General features: G+C 33.1%; 15 protein-coding genes and 1 tRNA gene. 7 read left to right on the top strand and 9 right to left on the bottom strand.

The genetic code is table 11. The features are described from left to right. Window positions 1-8: 8 nt before the first annotated feature. The 7 genes from MPF19_RS18070 to MPF19_RS18040 all read right to left on the bottom strand — a co-directional run bounded on the left by MPF19_RS18070 (window position 9) and on the right by MPF19_RS18040 (window position 6,468). A tRNA-Val gene (locus tag MPF19_RS18070) sits at window positions 9-86 on the bottom strand. 59 nt (window positions 87-145) lie between these two features. Beyond that, entirely contained in the window at window positions 146-1,354 is a 1,209-nt protein-coding gene (locus MPF19_RS18065; protein WP_249989702.1) for a bifunctional folylpolyglutamate synthase/dihydrofolate synthase, read from the bottom strand. A gap of 17 nt (window positions 1,355-1,371) precedes the next feature. Then, a complete protein-coding gene (locus MPF19_RS18060) occupies window positions 1,372-2,235 on the bottom strand; it encodes an energy transducer TonB (protein ID WP_249989701.1) in 864 nt (287 codons plus the stop codon). A gap of 44 nt (window positions 2,236-2,279) precedes the next feature. Next, window positions 2,280-2,672: an ExbD/TolR family protein gene (locus tag MPF19_RS18055; RefSeq protein WP_203394116.1), complete on the bottom strand. Its 393-nt coding sequence runs from the start codon at window positions 2,670-2,672 to the stop codon at window positions 2,280-2,282. 19 nt (window positions 2,673-2,691) lie between these two features. Beyond that, the gene (locus MPF19_RS18050; RefSeq protein ID WP_203394117.1) at window positions 2,692-3,381 is read right to left on the bottom strand and encodes a MotA/TolQ/ExbB proton channel family protein; all 690 of its coding nucleotides are present in this window, start codon (window positions 3,379-3,381) and stop codon (window positions 2,692-2,694) included. Between the two features lie 148 nt (window positions 3,382-3,529). Continuing rightward, window positions 3,530-4,897 (bottom strand): sodium:proton antiporter NhaD, encoded by a 1,368-nt coding sequence (nhaD, locus tag MPF19_RS18045; protein WP_203394118.1) that lies wholly within the window; start codon window positions 4,895-4,897, stop codon window positions 3,530-3,532. Between the two features lie 506 nt (window positions 4,898-5,403). Further along, window positions 5,404-6,468: an anhydro-N-acetylmuramic acid kinase gene (locus MPF19_RS18040; protein ID WP_249989700.1), complete on the bottom strand. Its 1,065-nt coding sequence runs from the start codon at window positions 6,466-6,468 to the stop codon at window positions 5,404-5,406. Between the two features lie 92 nt (window positions 6,469-6,560). On the opposite strand from MPF19_RS18040, the gene MPF19_RS18035 reads away from it, so the two are divergent. Further along, the gene (locus MPF19_RS18035) at window positions 6,561-7,703 is read left to right on the top strand and encodes an acyl-CoA dehydrogenase (protein ID WP_249989699.1); all 1,143 of its coding nucleotides are present in this window, start codon (window positions 6,561-6,563) and stop codon (window positions 7,701-7,703) included. Window positions 7,704-8,324: 621 nt separating this feature from the next. On the opposite strand, the gene MPF19_RS18030 is transcribed toward MPF19_RS18035, so the two are convergent. Beyond that, the gene (locus MPF19_RS18030; protein WP_249989698.1) at window positions 8,325-9,107 is read right to left on the bottom strand and encodes a tRNA pseudouridine synthase A; all 783 of its coding nucleotides are present in this window, start codon (window positions 9,105-9,107) and stop codon (window positions 8,325-8,327) included. 274 nt (window positions 9,108-9,381) lie between these two features. Here MPF19_RS18030 and MPF19_RS18025 point away from each other — a divergent pair, with 274 nt between their 5' ends. From MPF19_RS18025 to MPF19_RS18000, 6 genes are all read left to right on the top strand, one after another. Then, the gene (locus MPF19_RS18025; RefSeq protein WP_203394122.1) at window positions 9,382-10,374 is read left to right on the top strand and encodes an outer membrane beta-barrel protein; all 993 of its coding nucleotides are present in this window, start codon (window positions 9,382-9,384) and stop codon (window positions 10,372-10,374) included. Window positions 10,375-10,435: 61 nt separating this feature from the next. Next, window positions 10,436-11,725 (top strand): ammonium transporter, encoded by a 1,290-nt coding sequence (locus MPF19_RS18020; protein ID WP_203394123.1) that lies wholly within the window; start codon window positions 10,436-10,438, stop codon window positions 11,723-11,725. 126 nt (window positions 11,726-11,851) lie between these two features. Then, window positions 11,852-12,202 carry a P-II family nitrogen regulator gene (locus tag MPF19_RS18015; RefSeq protein WP_203394124.1) on the top strand — a complete coding sequence of 117 codons (351 nt, stop codon included), beginning with the start codon at window positions 11,852-11,854 and terminating at the stop codon, window positions 12,200-12,202. A 6-nt stretch (window positions 12,203-12,208) separates the two neighbouring features. Continuing rightward, the gene (locus MPF19_RS18010) at window positions 12,209-13,450 is read left to right on the top strand and encodes an ammonium transporter (RefSeq protein ID WP_249989697.1); all 1,242 of its coding nucleotides are present in this window, start codon (window positions 12,209-12,211) and stop codon (window positions 13,448-13,450) included. Between the two features lie 214 nt (window positions 13,451-13,664). Further along, entirely contained in the window at window positions 13,665-18,176 is a 4,512-nt protein-coding gene (gene gltB, locus MPF19_RS18005; RefSeq protein WP_249989696.1) for a glutamate synthase large subunit, read from the top strand. A 4-nt stretch (window positions 18,177-18,180) separates the two neighbouring features. After that, window positions 18,181-19,644, top strand: a complete 1,464-nt coding sequence (locus MPF19_RS18000) for a glutamate synthase subunit beta (protein WP_203394127.1) — start codon at window positions 18,181-18,183, stop codon at window positions 19,642-19,644. A 383-nt stretch (window positions 19,645-20,027) separates the two neighbouring features. Here MPF19_RS18000 and MPF19_RS17995 read toward each other — a convergent pair whose 3' ends face one another. Next, the gene (locus MPF19_RS17995; RefSeq protein WP_249989695.1) at window positions 20,028-20,321 is read right to left on the bottom strand and encodes a hypothetical protein; all 294 of its coding nucleotides are present in this window, start codon (window positions 20,319-20,321) and stop codon (window positions 20,028-20,030) included. Window positions 20,322-20,500: the final 179 nt, after the last annotated feature.

Here is a 20,500-nt window from a genome sequence, read left to right as displayed (position 1 = left end):
TTTTACTTTGGTGGGCAATGAGGGATTCGAACCCCCGACCCTCTCGGTGTAAACGAGATGCTCTGAACCAACTGAGCTAATTGCCCTAAAGCGGTTGCAAATATAACACTTATTTTAGTTCTACCAAGTAAAAATGAAATTTTCTTTAGATAATTTCTGCTACAACAAAAGTACTCCCTCCTACATAAATGATATCTTCCTGATTAGCAAAAAGTAACGCAGCATCAAAAGCTTCTTTTACTGAAGAATATTTTTCCCCAAGCAAACCAAACTCTTTTGCTTTTTCTTGTAAAATTGCTTCAGACATACCTCTTGGAATATTGGGTTTGCAAAAATAATAAGATGCCTCTTTTGGAAAAAGCGGCAAAACCTCTTCTAATTTCTTATCAGAAACAACCCCTAAAACCAAATGAATCTTTTTAAATGGTACTGTTTCTAATTGTTGCAACACAATACTTAAACCATCTTTATTATGAGCAGTATCGCAAATTACTTTTGGTTGCTCTTGTAAAACTTGCCACCTACCTTTAAGGTTTGTATTGTTTACTACATTCAGCAATCCTATTTCTATGTTTTTTGTTGCTATTTTAAAGCCCGTTAATTTTTTAATTGCCGCTACAGCTGTTTTGGTATTTTTCTTTTGATAATCTCCCAACATATCTGTTTGGTAACTTTTATCATCATCCGAAGCAAAAGAAATAGGCGCTTTGCATTCTTCCGCTTTCGCGATAAAAACCCTTTTAACCTCCACTTGCTCTTCTCCGATTACAACAGGAATATTATTCTTAATAATCCCTGCTTTCTCAAAAGCGATTTCAGGTAAGGTTTCTCCTAAAAACTGCGTATGATCTAAACCTATATTTGTAATTACAGAAACTTCTGGGGTAATTATATTGGTAGAATCTAATCTTCCTCCTAAACCGACTTCAATAATAGCAATGTCTACTTTTTCTTCTGCAAAATAATCAAAAGCCAAACCTACCGTCATTTCAAAAAAAGAAAGCTTTTGTTTTTCTAAAAAATTTTTATGTTGTTTGATAAAGGACGAAACCTTTGTTTCTGGAATTTCAGTTCCATTAATTCTAATTCTTTCTGTAAAATTTTTTAAGTGAGGAGAAGTATATAACCCAACTTTATAACCCGCTTCTTGTAAAATTGAAGCTAACATATGACTCGTAGAACCTTTTCCGTTGGTACCACCAACATGAACTGATTTAAACTTTTTTTCTGGAAAACCCAATTCTTCTGAAAGCGCTAAAGTATTGGTTAAATCTTTTTTGAATGCTGTTTTACCTTCTCTTTGGTACATCGGTAATTGTGCAAACATCCAATCTAATGTTTGTTGATAATTCATACGACAAAAATAGGTGATTATTTAGACAAAGAAAATTTATAAATAATAGTTCCTACCTGATTTGCAGGCGCTTTATCATCAGAATTCCATTTTGTTCTTAACGCTGCTTCTTTTGCTGCTTTTAGTAAACAAGAAGCTGTATTTGTACTCCCTTTATAGCCTGGTTTTGCAAAAACTACTTTCCCATTTTTATCTACTTGAATTTGTACCACAACAGTACCTTCTTCTTGACAATCTGGTTGTACTTTGGGTTTAGAAAGTGCTTTTCTACCCTTCAAATCATAACCATCTCCATCACCACTGCCTGTATTTCCATAGTATTTAGAAGAAGTCGGATCTCCATTTTCTTTTCCTTTTACACCTGGCTTACCATCATCTCCTTCTCCTTGAGGTTTTCCGTCAGAAGAATTTCCTTTTAATAAACTATTTAAAGCGTCTTGGTTTGCTTTTGATGGTTTTGGTTTTGGTTTTTCTTTAGGAACTTCTTTTTTTACAACTTCCTTAACTTCTTTTTTCTTTTCTACAACCTTTTTAACGGGCTCTTTCTTTACCTCTTTAACTTTTTCTACTACAGGCACCTCTTTTGTAGTCTCTTCTGTAATAATATCTTCTTTAACAATTTCTTTAGGCGTTTCTTTTACAACTTCTTCTTCAACAACCTTTTGCTCTTCTACTACTTTTGGTGCAGCAATTTTCTTTGTATTTTCAACAGGCACTCCACTTCCAACTTCTGATGTTCCAAAGTTTATAGCAACTCCATATTCTTCTGGAGGATCTAAATAATGCATTCCGTAATTAAAAATCCCGAAGATTAAAAGCATCAGAATAACCGCTGTAATTACAGCTGATTTACGCTTATATGTTGTGTTTAAGATTTGCATTCTTATATATTCTACTAAAGAAATTTTAAATTCCGATAAGAAACTTATTTGCCTTTTACAGCTAAAATCATTTTCAGTTTATTCTTATTTGCGATATCAATTACTTTCATCACATTTTTGTAAGGCGCATCTTTATCACCTCTTATAATAATGGTTTTCTTTTTATCTGCTCCAACACTTTTCAGTATTTCACTTTCTAAACGAGATGCACTCACTTTTGTTTTATCAATATAAAATAAGGATTCATTTGTTATTGATACTGCTACCGATTTATTATTTTCTGTTTTACCGCCTGCTTTTGGTAATAAAACATCAATAGCACTAACCGTTACTAAGGTTGATGTTAGCATGAAAAATATCAACAATAAAAAAACAATATCTGTCATTGATGACATATTGAATGTTGGATCTACTTTATTTCTTCCACGTAAATTCATACAAATAATTTTGAATTCTTTATACTGGTTCGTTTAATAAATCTAAAAACTCAACAGATTTTGCTTCCATTTGATAAATTACTTTATCAGTTCTTACTACTAAATGATTATAGGTTACGTACGCAATAATACCTACAATTAAACCAGCAACCGTAGTTGTCATTGCTGTATACAAACCATCTGAAAGTAGCTTTATATCTATTTGACCACCTGCATTTGCAATTTCATGAATTGCTACAATCATACCAATTACAGTTCCTAAAAAACCAATCATAGGTGCCGCACCTGCAATCGTTGCTAAAACACTCACGTTTTTTTCTAGTTGATAAACCTCTAACTTTCCTGCGGTTTCAATTGCCGTATTTATATCATCTAAAGGTTTCCCTATTCTAGAGATTCCTTTACTAATTAATCTTGCAGTTGGGGTATTTTTACTTTTACACAAAGCATCTGCAGCTTCTAATTTTCCGTTTGAAACAAAATCTTTAATTTGATTCATAAAGTTTTCATCTATTTTCGATGCTGCTTTTATAGCAAAGAAACGCTCAAAATAAATATACAAACCCACTGCTAACAACACAAAAAGCAACGCTATAATTATTTGCCCGCCTAAACCACCATCCATAATTAATTTATAGATAGAGAGTGTTTTTTCTTCTGAAACAACTCCTTCTAAAACCTCTTTATTCTCTTGAAAAAATGACAACATTTAATTCTATTTTTAAGTTCTAATTAAGTAACGACCATTCTTTTTTTAAATTGTTTCAACCAAAAAGAATTGGCATAATTTTATATCAAAAAAAATGCCATTTTAAGAAAAAACTCAAAATGACATTTTTATATTTATTATTTAACCACTAAAACAAGTTTTCTGTAGCTACAAAAACCGCACAACCTATTAAAAAACCAATAGCAGCTAACCAAGCAATATTTTTTAAATACCACATAAAGTTTATTTTTTCCATTCCCATTGCAACCACACCTGCTGCAGACCCTATAATCAACATACTTCCTCCTGTACCTGCAGAAAAAGCAATAAAATGCCAAACTGGTGCATTTTGTGGATCTTGAAACATACCCATACTTGCTGCTACCAATGGTACATTATCTACCACCGCAGAACCAAATCCTAATAACATCACTACAATATCTTCATTAGGTATAATTTCTGCCAAAGCTTCTGACCCAATAAATAACAAACCTAAAGATTCTAAGGCAGCGACTGCCATTAAAATTCCGAAGAAAAACAAAACACTTGGCATTTCAATTTTTGATAAGGACGAATGTACCGGACTATGAAACCCTTCTGAATCGTCGCCACTTTCATCAATAACATGAGAAACACTGAATTTTGATCTACTATAAATTTCAGCAAAAATTCCGACCACAGAAAGAGAAAGCATCATACCCACATAAGGCGGTAAATGCGTAATGGTTTTAAAAAAAGGAACAAACAAAATAGCTGCCAATCCAATATATAACATTCTTGCAGAATACTCATTAACTTCTTCTTTATCCGCATCAAGCTCCACATCAATTTCACCCTGAAATACTTTTTTTCTAGAAGCTATAATCGTTGGAATTACAGCACATAAAATAGATGGTATTAGTAAATGTTCTATTAATTTATCTGCGGTTACTTTACCACCAATCCATAACATGGTAGTTGTAACATCTCCAATAGGAGAAAACGCCCCACCTGCATTCGCCGAAATAATAATTAAACCAGCAAACCATAAACGTGTATTTCTGTCTTTTATAATTTTTTGAAGTATCGAAATCAATACAATTGTAGCTGTTAAGTTATCTATAACCGCTGACAAGAAAAATGCTAAACCAACAAAAATCCATAAAAGTGTTTTCTTCTTTTTAGTTTTTATATACCCTTTAAAAGTTGCAAAACCATCAAAATAGTCTATCATTTCTACAATTGTCATTGCACCTAATAAAAAGAATAGTATTTCTGCCGTTTTACCTAAATGATGTAATAAAGTTTCTTCTAATAAATGATGTTTTTCTTCACCAGTAAAATTAGCAAACCCTTCTATTAATTTATGCGCACTAGAATCAAACCAATTAGGAAAAGCATCTATACCAAATGCTACTAACGCCCAAAGAATTGCCATCATTGCCAATGCTGGTATTAGTTTATCTAGCTTTAAATTGTGCTCTAACGCAATAGCTAAATAACCAACTATAAAAATTAAAATAATAAGAGTTTCCATAATTTACTTTTGTTTTACATTACTTTTTTGGCTTAGAAAATGCCTGTTTACAAATATCAATTAAAATTAGGCATTAAAAAAACTTAATTTAAACAGATTCCTTTTTAATTTATTTCAATTCTTTCAACATTGTTTTAAACGCTGCTTTATTTTTTTTTATTTTGATGCATCTTCAGAAACAACCTCAACGGTTATTTCTATTCTTACTTCTTATTAAAAACTATTTCCGGTTGCCGATTCTTGCATATTTTCAAGAATTCTTTACTTATAAAAATTTCAATAAATAAACTTTCTTCTTTGCTTTTTCAAGCAATTTTAATTTCAAACTAAAATCCTCTTCAGAGAAATAGTTATACTTGATTCATTTTAAAAATTTTATAGAAATATTATTTAGTTGATACCTTACAAACTTACAGTAAAAAAATGAGTGTTCAAATTTTTTATTCCAAAAGAATTTAGTCAAATTCTAATTCCTTTTTTACAGAAATCAAACATTCTAATAAAAACTAAAACTTCGGATAAAAAATATCGCCAGACGAATGATCTCTACTCGCACCAGTTACAGAACTTAAACAATTTATCTTATCTTCATTTCTTAACAAGCCCAAAAAAGCAAAAATAAGCGCTTCTTTAAAGTTGATTAACTTATGATCTGGAATAACAAGGTTCACCTTTTTCTGTCGTTGTATCTCGCAAATTAAATACTCATTAAAAGCACCGCCACCTGTAACCAAAACCTTCGCATTTTTAGGCAATACTTTTGCAATTGCCCATACAATATGATCTGTAAATGTTCTCAATAAATCTTCTGGTTTTCTTTTTGACGATTCCAATCTTGGAAAAATTTCTTTTTGAACCCATTCTAACCCTAAAGATTTTGGAGGTTTTTGTTGATAATAATCCAACGCCCTTAAATCTGCTTCTAATTGTATTAAAAAAGTTCCGTTCGCTGCAATTTGCCCTTTATCATCATACTCAAAACCCAATTCTTTCGCATACTTGTTTAAAACAATATTTACCGGACAAATATCATACGCAATTCTTTTTCCTTCCTTATTGTAGGAAATATTAGAAAAACCTCCCAAATTTAAACAGTAATCGTAATCTGCAAACAACAATTCATCTCCAATTGGTACTAAAGGCGCTCCTTGCCCGCCCAACTTAACGTCTTGTGTTCTAAAATCGCAAATAACTTTTTGATGTGTACTATTTGCAATTGTTTGGCCATCTCCCACCTGAAGCGTAAGGCCATTATGTGGTTGATGTAAAACCGTATGACCATGAGATGCAATAAAATCGATGTTTTGAATCTGAAATTTATCAATAAAATCATTAATCACTTCTCCTAATAGAATACCATAATTAAGATTCAACTCTTTTAAATCATCCGAAGAAAAATGGATAGCTTCCTGTAAAGTTGACTTCCATTTTTTCGAATACGAAACTGTCTTCGAGTGTAAAATATCGAAATCTTGATAGTTATTTTTATCAAACTTAACATACACCAAATCTATTCCATCTAAAGACGTCCCAGACATTAAACCAATCGCAAAAACTTCACTTTTATTCATATCTGTAAAATTAACAAAACTCTATTGATAATATGTTACGAAATCGATATCTTTGAGTTCAAATTTTACGAATATAACAAATACATATACAGATGGATTTTAGTTTAACAGAAGAACACATCATGATTCGCGATGCTGCAAGAGACTTTGCGCAAACAGAATTACTACCTGGAGTTATAGAAAGAGACAACAAGCAAGAATTCCCAAATGAATTAGTAAAAAAAATGGGAGATTTAGGCTTTTTAGGCATTATGGTAGACCCAAAATACGGAGGAAGCGGAATGGATACTATCTCTTACATACTAATTATGGAAGAACTTTCTAAAATTGATGCTTCCGCCTCTGTTATTGTTTCTGTAAATAACTCTTTAGTTTGTTACGGATTAGAATCCTACGCATCTGAAGAGCAAAAACAAAAATATTTAACAAAATTAGCTACAGGAGAATTTGTTGGCGCTTTCTGTTTAAGCGAACCAGAAGCAGGTTCAGACGCAACATCGCAAGCAACTACTGCAGAAGACAAAGGAGACCATTATATAATTAACGGTACTAAAAACTGGATTACCAGCGGTGGACGTGCAGACGTTTATTTGGTAATTGCACAAACACATAGAGAAAAAGGTCACAGAGGTATCAATGCTTTTATCGTAGAAAAAGGAACTGAAGGTTTTCACGTAGGCCCAAAAGAAGATAAATTAGGAATTAGAGGCTCAGATACCCATACATTACAATTTAACGATGTAAAAGTACCCAAAGAAAATAGAATTGGAGAAGATGGTTTTGGGTTTAAGTTTGCCATGAAAACACTTTCTGGCGGAAGAATAGGTATTGCCGCACAAGCTTTAGGTATTGCAGCAGGCGCTTATGAATTGGCTTTAAAATACGCCAAACAACGTAAAGCATTTGGTACCGAGATTTGCAATCATCAAGCAATTGCATTTAAATTAGCAGACATGCATACAGAAATAGAAGCAGCAAGAATGCTAGTAACAAAAGCCGCATGGGACAAAGACCAAGGTAACAATTACGACATGTCTAGCGCAATGGCTAAACTCTATGCAAGCAAGGTTGCCATGGAACACACTGTAGAAGCAGTGCAAATTCATGGAGGAAACGGTTTTGTGAAAGATTACCACGTAGAACGCTTAATGCGAGATGCAAAAATTACACAAATCTACGAAGGCACTTCAGAGATTCAAAAAATAGTAATTTCACGCGGAATCATCAAAGGATAATACACTCCTTATATATAAGGTATAAAAATTCATCTTTCCTGCAAGGTTTCTAGCACCTTGCAGGATTTTTTTTGGGCGTGTTTTTGTAAAAAACAAAAACCGCGCTTTCCACTATATCTTTTTGCAGAAAAAGCAAAAAGGATAAAGCCTGTCTTGAGCGCAGTGGAAAGGTTTCAATCGCTCACGCTAGCCTACTGATACCAAATGAATTTTATAATGATTGATGCTGAATTTTATTTTTTTTTAATATAAAATAGAAAACCAAATCATAGTCTTAGGTATAGTTCCATTTTATATAAAAATAATAAGAAAAAAGAAACGAATTTAATCCATCTTTTTGATGTTTATCTTTTATCAACAGCTAATTACTTTCTTTTAAAATGTATTTAACTCTTAAGTCACCCCTCAAAAAGATTTAAAACCTTTCCAGTTCGGCTAAAGCCATTTTCTACCTCATTAACTATAACACAGACTAAAGTCTGTACCAATTCAAAAAAAACTATGCTTTCTATGTTGCTATATGGTTTAAACTTTTAACCCAAAATCATACAATTCCAAACCAGAGGAATAGGTCAATTCAACAAAACAAACAGAAGTTTATGTTTCATGTTACCATATTGTTTATAAATCCAACTCAATATCATACAATTGCAAACCAGAAGATGGCGCATTGTTTCTCATATACTTTCTATCGTTATCTTCTTTTAAAGAAGCTTCAATAAACTGCAAATCTAGATTTCCTTTACCAACTTCAAATAAAGTTGCCATCATCAATCGAATCTGATATCGTAAAAATCCTTTTCCCCTCACTTTTAATATATAGGACTTCTCTGGAAAAAAATTAGCCGTTAAAATATTATTTTCTACAATTTCGCAAGAATCAATGATTCGTTTAAAAATAGTTTTCTCTGAAGGTCTGGTACAATACTTATGAAAATAATGCTCACCCTTAAACAACTTCGCTGCTTGCTGCATGGTTTCTAAAGCAAGTATTTCATCAACATTTACAATAAAAGGCGCAGCAAAAGGGTGATTCTTCCCTCCAAAAGAAAAATAATAATGATACTCTTTAATCTTTGGTGAATTAATAACATTAAAACCTCTTTCTACCTGTTGTATAGAAATTGCTTTAAAATCTGGCGAAAAATTAGCATTTAAAGAATCTATAAAAGAATCTTCATCAACCAATACATCTGTAAACATTTGAATATAGTAAGTATTTGCAGAAACCTTAGCATCCGTTCTACCTACTCCAATCGTTTTATAGTGAACATCCTCAAAAACAAAAGACAAGGTTTTATCTACCATATCATGCAATGTTTTAGCATTTGTTTGTTTTTGCCATCCAGAAAACCGAAAACCGAGAAATTGTAACCTAACTATATAAGAAAATGAATATTTCATAGGTGCAAATGTACAATAATTACATTTTTTTTTACAAAAGGTGCATTTTTATGGATATCCTAAAATTACGATACCCATTTTTACATACCCACCATTTTACACCCTTCAAAAACTAAAAAATGAAGTAATCTCAAATTAAACCCTATTTTTTTGAGGGTTTATCTTTTAAAAAGGCTGTTTTTAAAAATACACCCCTTGCCAGTTTCAATTTAATATTTACTTTTGACCCAGTTCAATTAATATAAAATCATTAAACACTAAAAGAACAAACATTATGAAAAAAGTAATTTTTACATTATTATTAGCAACTAGCTTAATAGCTACAGCTCAAGAAAAAGACGAAAAAGGAACTTTTACATTAAGCGGAACAGTAGATGTATATGGTACTGCTAATTTTGCAGACGGATCAGGAACTCCTGGAATATTAATTGCAGCTCCAGAAAACGCAAACGGATTTGGATTAGGTTCTGCTAATACAGTTTTTGCTTACGAAAAAGGAAAAGCGGGTGTTGTAGCAGATATTGCTTTTGGACCAAGAGCAGACGATGCTAACATGGCAGGTGCAATCAATCAATTATATGCTTACTATAATTTAAATGATAAAGTAACTTTTACAGCAGGACAGTTTAATACTTTTTTAGGATATGAAGTTATCAATCCTTCAGTAAACTTCAACTACACAGTTTCTTATTTATTTAACGCAGGTCCTTTCTCTCATACAGGTATAAAAATGGATTATGCTGCTTCAGAAGATTTATCTTTTATGTTAGCACTTACAAATTCACACGGTATATCTAGTTCAGACGGTAATACAAGTGGTGAAATGCAAATTGGTGGTCAAGTAGGTTACAAAGGTCAATATTTAAATTTAATCTACGGAGGAGTTGATGGAAGTGGTATTACTGACAACATTTTTATTGATTATACAGGAGGCTTTGATTTATCTGACACTTTTTTCTTAGGTATAAATGCTGCTTACGCAAACTCATCGGATGCTGATGCTGGTTACCAAGGTGTTGCATTATACTTACAAAATTCTTTTTCAGATACTTTTGCTTTAGGTTTAAGACCTGAATTTTTTCAAGCAAACGGATCTTCTGATGCTTCTGTAACTGCATTTACATTAACAGCTAACACATCTTTAACTGACAACTTAAAATTAATCACAGATTTAAGATTTGACAATTCTGATGATTATATTATCGAAGCTTTTCCAACTGAAAAAAGTGTATCTACATTAACAATAGCTGCAGTATACTCTTTCTAAGAAAAAGAAAGAAACAAGAAAAGAGAAACAAAACATTAGTACTAACTAAAACTTTATATACATGAGTTTATTTTTAACATTATTTCAAGATACTCCAGCAACAGAAGTTACAGCAGCTGTTGAACAAATAAATGGAGATATGGGAATGCTATGGATGCTGATTGCAGGTATCTTAGTATTCTTAATGCAAGCAGGATTCACCTTAGTAGAATCTGGTATGACAAGATCTAAAAATGCAGTTAACATTGCAATGAAAAACTTACTAGATATTTGTGTAGGGTCTTTAATTTTTTGGTTAGTAGGTTATTCGTTAATGTACGGAGACACTTCTAATGGATGGTTTTTCTGGGGCGGCTTATTTAAAGGTGATGGAGCAGATTTATTTTTCCAAACCATGTTTGCTGCAACCGCTGCAACAATTGTATCTGGAGCAATAGCAGGAAGAACAAAATATACAACGTATATTATTTTCTCTATTGTAATGACAGCAATTATTTACCCAATTGCAGGTGGATGGCAATGGCAAGGTGAAGGATGGTTAACCAAATTAGGTTTCATCGACTTTGCTGGATCTTCTATTGTACACTCTGTTGGTGGATGGGCTGCTTTAGTTGGTGCATTTATGGTAGGACCTAGAATTGGAAAATATGTTGACGGTAAAGTTTTACCGATCGCTGGTCATAACCAAGTATTAGCAACTTTAGGGGTTTTTATCCTTTGGTTTGGATGGTTTGGTTTTAACGGAGGATCTCAACTAGCTTGGGGTGGAGCCGATTCTATCGCAGCTTCAAGCGCTGTTTTAGTTACAAATTTAGCAGCTGCTGCTGGTGGACTTGGAGCTTTAATTACAACTTGGATCTGGTATGGTAAACCAAACTTAGGACAAACATTAAACGGAACATTAGCTGGTTTAGTAAGTATTACTGCAGGTTGTGGAAACATGACTACCGAAGGAGCTGTTTTAACTGGATTAATAGGAGGTATTTTAGTAGTATTCTCTATTGAATTTATTGAAAAGAAATTAAAAATTGATGATGCCGTTGGTGCAGCGTCTGTACACGGAGTAGCAGGTGCTTTTGGTACTTTAGCTATTGGTTTATGGGGTGTAGATGGAGACACTGCTATTGGATTATTTAATGGTGGAGGAGCATCTCAACTAGGTGTGCAAGCAACTGGAGTTTTAGCATACGCAGTATGGTCTATCAGTTTATCATTTATTGTATTTACAATCTTAAAAAAGACTATGGGATTACGTGTTTCTAAAGAAATAGAAATCGAAGGATTAGACGTACACGAACATGGTTCTATTGCTTACCCTGGTGTAAGACAAAGAGAATTTGACGATAAATAAAATATCAAAAAAGTTTAGTTATTATTCTTTTTAAAAAAAAATCACATAACTTACTAACCTAAGTTGTGTGATTTTCACATGAAATAAATAAAAACAAACAATTAACAATTAACAATTCATTTTATCATGAAAAAAATAGAAGCAATTATCAGAAAATCTAAATTCAGTGCCGTAAAAGAAGCATTACAGGCAGTTGACGTAAATTTTTTCTCTTATTGGGATGTTACCGGTATAGGTAACGAAAAAGAAGGACACGTGTACAGAGGCATAAGCTACAGTACAAGTGATATACAACGTAGACATTTATCAATATTAGTAAATGATGATTTTGAAAAAATCACCATAGATGCATTACTTAAATCGGCTGTTACAGGAGATGTTGGTGATGGTAAAATTTTCGTATCAGACATAACCGAAGTATACAGAATACGAACAGGAGAAAAAGGCGGTGAAACTTTAAAGAAAAAATCTAAATAAAAAAACATGGAATTATTAACAATTAACAATGTATGGATGATGATCTGTACAGCACTAGTTTTCTTTATGCATACAGGTTTTGCATTTTTAGAAATTGGTTTAACAAGACAAAAAAATACACTTAACATATTATTTAAAAATATATTTATCGTTACTATCGGACTATTGTTATATGCTTTAGTTGGTTTTAACTTAATGTACCCTGGTTTTGCAGATGGATCATCTGGAATTTTTGGTTTTGCTGGATTTGGATTATCATCTCCATTAACTGCTGAAGGTACTTTAGATTTAGCTTACAACCAAGGCTACACCTATTGGACAGATTTCTTATTTCAAGGAATGTTTGCTGCAACTGCTGCAACCATTGTATCTGGTGCTGTTGCCGAAAGAATGAAAATTCTTCCGTTTATGATATTTGCAGTGATCTACGTTGGGTTTGTATACCCAATTGCTGGTTCTTGGAAATGGGGTGGTGGATTTTTACAAACCTTAGAAACTCCTTTCTATGATTTTGCAGGTTCTACTTTAGTACACTCTGTTGGTGGATGGGCAGCTCTTGTTGCTGTTTGCCTTTTAGGAGCCAGAATAGGAAAATTCAAAAATGGAAAAATACAAGCAATACCTGGTCACAACATACCATTTGCAACTGCTGGTGTTTTAATTTTATGGTTAGGATGGTTTGGTTTTAACGGAGGTTCTGTTTTATCTGCAGACCCAGAATTAACCTCACTTACATTAGTAACCACTTGTTTATCTGCTGCTGCAGGTGGAGTTGTTGCCGCAATTGTTTCTACAATAATGTATAAAAACTTAGATTTAACAATGTTCTTAAATGGAATTTTAGGAGGATTAGTTGGTATTACTGCAGGAGCAGATCAAATGTCTCCTACAGACGCTATTATAATTGGCGCAATTGCAGGTGCAGTTATTGTATTTGCAGTTAGCCTAATTGATAAATTAAAATTAGACGACCCAGTTGGTGCTATTGCTGTACACCTTGTGTGCGGTGTTTGGGGAACTTTAGCTGTTGGTTTATTTGGTAACCTTGCAGGTGTAGATCAATTTATTAGCCAATTAATAGGTGTTGCCGCTTATGCAGTTTTTTGTATAGTAACTTCATTTATTATCATATACACACTAAAGAAAACAATGGGTATAAGAGTTAGTGAAAAAGAAGAAATAGAAGGCCTAGACGTACATGAACACGGTATGGATGCTTATCCAGACTTTCGTTTAAACGAGCACTAAAAATTTTAATTCAGTGATTTTAAAGTCTGTAAATTTAAATATTTACAGACTTTTTTTGTTTTTATGAATATGGCAATAAAAATCCATTAGATTGCCATAAGCATCATTTTTACACCTTTTTATTGGTTTCATCATAAAAATCACATTAAAAGAGTAAGAATACTGAGTCCTTTTCAATAAAATACATAGATTTGTATATATAATTGAATACAATATGGAGAAACAAGGATTATACTTACCAGAGTTTGAACACGAAAATTGCGGTGCCGGTTTTATCTGTAATTTGAATGGAGAAAAAACGAATCAAATTATACATGATGCCCTAGAAATTCTAGAAAAACTAGAACATAGAGGGGGTGTTAGTGCAGATGGAAAAACAGGAGATGGCGCCGGAATATTGATAGACATCCCTCATGATTACTTTAAAAGAGTGTGTGATTTTCCTATTCCAGAACAGAGAGAATATGCTGTTGGAATGGTGTTTCTTCCAAAAGTTACCAATCAATATGACTTTTGTAAAACTACATTTGAAAACGAAATAAAAGAACAAGGCCTTGAAATCTTAGGATGGAGAGAAGTACCTGTAGATTCTTTTCAATTAGGAGAAATTGCGTTAGCATCTGAACCAAATATAGAACAACTCTTTATTGGTAAAACAGAAGAAATTAACGAAGCTACCTTCAAAGCAAAACTATATGCTGCAAGAAAAATAGCAGAACATGCTATCAGAAAATCTAAAATTTCTGAAAGTAAATATTTTTACATTCCTAGTTTATCTTTAACTACTATTATCTATAAAGGTATTATTATGCCAGAAGATATTGGACCTTATTATAAAGATTTACAAGAAATAGACTTAGTTACACGTTTAGCTTTAGTACACCAACGTTTTTCTACCAACACGATGCCAACTTGGGAGTTAGCACAACCTTTTAGACACATGTGTCAGAATGGTGAAATTAACACGTTACGTGGTAATGTTAGTAGAATGCGTGTACGAGAAGAAATCATGAAAAGCGATGTATTCGGTCCACAAATAGACAAATTATTCCCAATTATATTACCAGGAAAATCAGATTCTGCTTCTATGGATATGGTGGTTGAGCTATTAACTCACACCGGTCGTTCATTACCAGAAATTATGATGATGATGATACCAGAAGCCTGGGAAAAACATGCTACAATGTCTAAAGAGCGAAAAGCTTTTTATGAATACAATGGTTGTATCATGGAACCTTGGGATGGACCTGCATCTGTACCTTTTACAGACGGAGATTATATCGGCGCCTTATTAGATAGAAACGGATTAAGACCTTCTAGATATACTATTACCAAAAGTGGTAGTTTAATTATGTCATCTGAAATTGGTGTGGTAGATGTTGCGCCAGAAGACGTAAAAGAACATGGTAGATTAGAACCAGGAAAAATGTTCTTGGTAGACATGAATGAAGGTAGAATTATTGAGGATGAAGAAATAAAAAGTAAAATTGTTTCTGAAAGACCTTACCAAGAATGGTTAGATAACTCTCGTTTACACTTAAAAGATGTTCCTTACAATGGCGAAACTTGCCCTATAGAATCTATTGATATAAAAACGCGCTTAAGTTTATTTAATTACACTTTTGAAGATATTCAAGAAGTAATTACTCCAATGGCAATTGTTGGTAAAGAAGCGCTAGGATCGATGGGAATTGACACACCTCTAGCTGTTTTATCAGACAGACCTCAATTAATTTCTAATTACTTTAAACAATTATTTGCCCAGGTTACAAACCCTCCTTTAGATGGAATTCGTGAAGAAATTGTAACAGATATCAGTTTAAATTTAGGAAAAGATAGAAATATATTTAGTATTACAGACAGACAGTGTAGAAAACTAAGAATTCAAAACCCTGTTATCTCTAATGCAGATTTAGAAAAAATTAGAAATATAGATATTGAAAGCTTCAAAGCAGAAACTATTCACATGCTATATCCAAAAGCACAAGGTTTAAACGGTTTAGAAGACGCTTTAGATGCTATTGTAGTTAAAATTGAAAAAGCATTAGACAAAAAGAATAACATTATTATTCTTTCCGATAGAGGTGTAAACAAAGAGCTTGCTCCTATACCTGCTTTATTAGCTTGTTCTTTTGTAAATCATCAATTAAATCGTTTACGTAAGCGTTCTCATTTCGATATTATTATTGAATCTGCAGAACCTCGTGAACCACATCATTTTGCAACTTTATTTGGTTATGGCGCAAGTGCCGTAAACCCATATATGGTTAACGAAATTATTAGAATGCAAGTTAAAGAAGGTTTCATTACTGGTATGGATGAACAAGGAGCGGTTGATAACTTCAACAAAGCTATTGGAAAAGGTATCTTAAAAGTAATGAACAAAATTGGTATCTCTACATTACATTCTTATAGAGGTTCTCAAATTTTCGAAATTGTAGGTTTTAACTCACAATTTGTACAAAAATACTTCCCTTATACTGCGTCAAGAATTGAAGGTATTGGCTTATATGAAGTTGAAAAAGAAATTGATCAACGCTACAAACAAGCATATCCAGAAAAACATATTGATAAAAACTTAGCGTTAAATGTTGGAGGAGATTATAGATGGAGAAGAAACGGAGAACGCCACTTATTTAATCCAACGACAGTTGCAAAATTACAACAAGCAGTAAGATTAAGTGATCAAAAAAGTTACGATGTTTATGCTAAAACTATAAACGAACAATCAGAAAGCTTAATGACCATCCGTGGTTTATTTCAGTTTGATAACCTAGATCCAATTCCATTAGAAGAAGTAGAAGACTGGACAGAAATTGTAAAGCGTTTTAAAACAGGTGCAATGTCTTATGGATCTATCTCTAGAGAAGCACATGAAAATTTAGCGATTGCCATGAATAGAATTGGAGGAAAATCTAATTCTGGTGAAGGTGGTGAAGACAGAAAACGTTTTCAAAAAGATATTAATGGAGACAGTAGAAACTCTGCCATTAAACAAGTAGCATCTGGTAGATTTGGAGTAACTTCTCATTACCTATCAAGCGCAAAAGAAATACAAATTAAAATGGCTCAAGGAGCCAAACCTGGTGAAGGTGGTCAATTACCTGGTGCAAAGGTTTTACCTTGGATAGCAGCAGCAAGAAACTCAACTCCTTTTGTTGGATTGATTTCCCCTCCTCCACATCACGATATTTATTCAATTGAAGATTTAGCACAATTAATCTACGATTTAAAAAACGCAAACAGAGAAGCTAGAATTAATGTAAAATTAGTTTCTGAAGTTGGTGTAGGTACAATTGCTGCTGGTGTTGCTAAAGCAAAAGCAGATGTTGTTTTAATATCTGGTTATGATGGTGGTACAGGAGCCTCTCCTCTTACATCATTAAAGCACGCAGGCTTACCCTGGGAACTTGGCTTAGCCGAAGCTCAGCAAACTTTGGTAATGAATGATTTAAGAAGTAGAATTGTTGTAGAATGTGATGGTCAATTAAAAACTGGTCGTGATGTTGCTATTGCAGCTTTATTGGGTGCAGAAGAATTTGGTTTCGCAACCGCTCCTTTAGTAGCTTCTGGTTGTATTATGATGCGTAAGTGTCACTTAAATACATGTCCGGTTGGTATTGCAACTCAAGATAAAGAGTTGCGTAAAAACTTTAAAGGAACACCAGAACACGTAATTAATTTCTTCTTTTATATTGCTGAAGAATTAAGAGGAATTATGGCACAACTTGGTTTTAGAACCTTAGCAGAAATGGTTGGTCAAACTCATAAAATTAATGCAAATCATGCTATTAAACATTACAAAGCAAAAGGGTTAGATTTATCTAGTATTTTACACAGACCAACTGCCTACAGAAGCATGATTGTTAAAAATACAGAAAAACAAGACCATAATTTAGAAGGAGTTTTAGACTTTACTATATTAAAAGATTCTCACAGAGCTTTATATAGAAAAGAAAAAATGAACTTAGCATATCCAATCAAAAATACAAACCGTACTGTTGGAGCTATTGTGAGTAATGAAATTTCTAAAATTTACGGACACTTAGGTTTACCAGAAGACACGCTAAACATTAACTTTACAGGTTCTGCAGGTCAAAGTTTTGGCGCATTTGCTGCACACGGACTAACATTTATTTTAGATGGTAATACTAATGATTATTTAGGTAAAGGCTTATCTGGCGCAAAATTGATTGTTAAAAAACCAGCGAAAGCAGACTTCTTAGCAGAAAACAACATCATTGTTGGTAACGTTTGTATGTTTGGTGCCGTAGCCGGTGAAGCATATATAAACGGAATTGCTGGTGAGCGTTTTGCAGTTCGTAACTCTGGTGCAACAGCAGTTGTAGAAGGTGTTGGAGATCACTGTTGTGAATACATGACAGGTGGAAAAGTAGTAGTATTAGGTAGAACAGGAAGAAATTTTGCCGCAGGTATGAGTGGTGGTATTGCTTATGTATACGACCCAGAAAACAAATTTATAAACGGACTCTGTAATACTGAAACTATAGAATTCGAAGATATTTCTGAAGAAGTTGCTGCAGAATTAAAAGCATCTATAGAAAAACACGTTTTATACACTAATAGTAGCAGAGGTGCTGCATTGTTAGCAGATTGGGATACAAGTTTAAAAAACTTTGTAAAAGTAATGCCAACTGAATACAAAAAAGCTTTAAAGCGTTTAGAAACAGAAGAACCAATGTTCGAAGAACTAACAATAGCATAATGTCATGGGAAAAATAACAGGATTTAAAGAATTTGAAAGACAAGATGAAACATATACTTCTGTAAAAGATCGTGTAAAAAATTATAAAGAATTTACAGTTCCTCTTTCAGAAGAAGAAAAAACAAAACAGGGTTCACGTTGTATGGATTGTGGTATTCCTTTTTGTCACAGTGGTTGCCCATTAGGAAATCTAATTCCAGATTTCAATCACATGGTACATCAAGGTGAATGGCAAAAAGCATCATGGATACTACATTCTACAAATAATTTTCCAGAATTTACAGGTCGCTTATGCCCTGCTCCATGCGAACAAGCATGTGTATTAGGTATTATAGAAGACCCTATTGCTATTGAAAATATTGAAAAAAACATTGTAGAACGTGCTTTTAAAGAAGGCTGGATAAAACCACAACCTCCAAAAAGTAGAACTGGAAAAACGATTGCCATTGTTGGTTCTGGACCAGCTGGTTTAGCAACAGCTCAACAATTAAACAGAGCCGGTCATACCGTTACTGTATTTGAAAGAGATGATGAAGTTGGTGGTTTATTACGTTACGGAATTCCTAATTTTAAAATGGAAAAAGGAGTTATCGATAGAAGAGTTGCCATCCTAAAAGCTGAAGGAATTATTTTTAAAACAAACGTAAATGTTGGGGTTAATTATGATGTAAAAGACCTTAAAGCTTTTGATAGTATTGTTCTTTGTGGAGGAGCAACAGAAAGACGTAGCTTACCAACACCTGGTATTGATGCCGATGGTGTTGTACAAGCAATGGATTTCTTAACACAACAAACAAAAGTAGTACTTGGTAAAGAAGTAAAAGACCAAATATTAGCTACCGATAAAGATGTTATTGTAATTGGTGGTGGAGATACAGGTTCAGATTGTATTGGTACTTCAAACAGACACGGAGCAAAATCTGTGGTAAACTTTGAAATTATGCCAAAACCTCCAGGACACCGTTCCCCAACAACTCCATGGCCTTTCTGGCCTTTACAATTAAAAACCTCTTCTTCTCATAAAGAAGGTGTAGAACGTAATTGGCTAATTAACACCAAAGAATTTGTTAAAGACGAAAACGGGAAATTAATTGCTTTAAAAACAATTAATGTAGAATGGAAAATGGTACCAGGAGAAAGACCTCAATTAATTGAAATAGCAGGTACAGAAAAAACTTGGCCATGTAATTTAGCTTTATTAGCTTTAGGTTTTACAGGACCAGAAAGCACTTTAGCAGACAAATTAGGTCTAGAGAAAGATGGACGATCTAACTACAAAGCAGCATACGGTAAATATCAAACCAATGTGAAAAACATCTTTACTGCCGGAGATATGCGTCGTGGACAATCTTTAATTGTTTGGGCAATATCAGAAGGCAGAGAAGCAGCAAGACAAGTAGATTTATTTTTAATGGGTAAAACAGAATTACCTACAAAAGATGTTTCTGGCGATTTAGTTGCCATGTAATTTATTCAAACTTTCAGTTCGAGTAATTCCGTTTTTTTTCGGAATTGTATCGAGAACATATAAAAACTCATCAATTTAATTATTGATGAGTTTTTTTTACCCTAAAAATCTTTATCATTTGGGCGTGCCCATTTTTTAAAAACATCATTTAAAACAATAACCATTTAGATTAAAAATGGTCAGGCTATCCATTACAAGTCCTCGTTCGTACCTCACTGTGGGCTTTTCATTACTATCCTTCACGCAAAGATGATACCCTATAAAATAAAGTAAATAAAAGTAATTGAATTAAATACAAACGAACTCTATAGAAAAACGAATAAGACTCCACTACAGAAACTAGCAATTATTAATATAAATCGCCTTCTTTAACAGCACTCCTTTTACGCTTCAGTCCCTTTTTTAAATTTACCAAAACTATCAGTCGGATTCAACCATTTGTTTTTAGTTGGTGTATCTATTTTTACCAAAACATCTTCTACTTCTACCTCAATATCTCTTATATACATATTATCTAACGGTATATTATATTTCTCTTCTAACACTTCACAAGTCCTTATTACAGCATGCTTAGTTTGATCTTCATCAACTTCTAGTTCTTTTGGTTTTACAGAGCACCTTCTTATAACCAACATACATAAAAGAACAAATACTATAAAACAAAAAATAGTTACCATTACAAATTGTATAAGTTTAACACCAACAGGAAGCACAATCATCTAACTCCTAAACAGCCTACAATTTAACAAATAAATCATATCCATAAAAAAAAGCCTTATCAATTAAGATAAGACTTTTTTTGCTCCCTCTCTAGGACTCGAACCTAGGACCCTCTGATTAACAGTCAGATGCTCTA

This window comes from Polaribacter sp. Z014 (assembly GCF_023555435.1).
In the GTDB taxonomy this organism is placed as follows: domain Bacteria; phylum Bacteroidota; class Bacteroidia; order Flavobacteriales; family Flavobacteriaceae; genus Polaribacter.
This window is presented reverse-complemented; position numbering and strand designations above follow the sequence as displayed.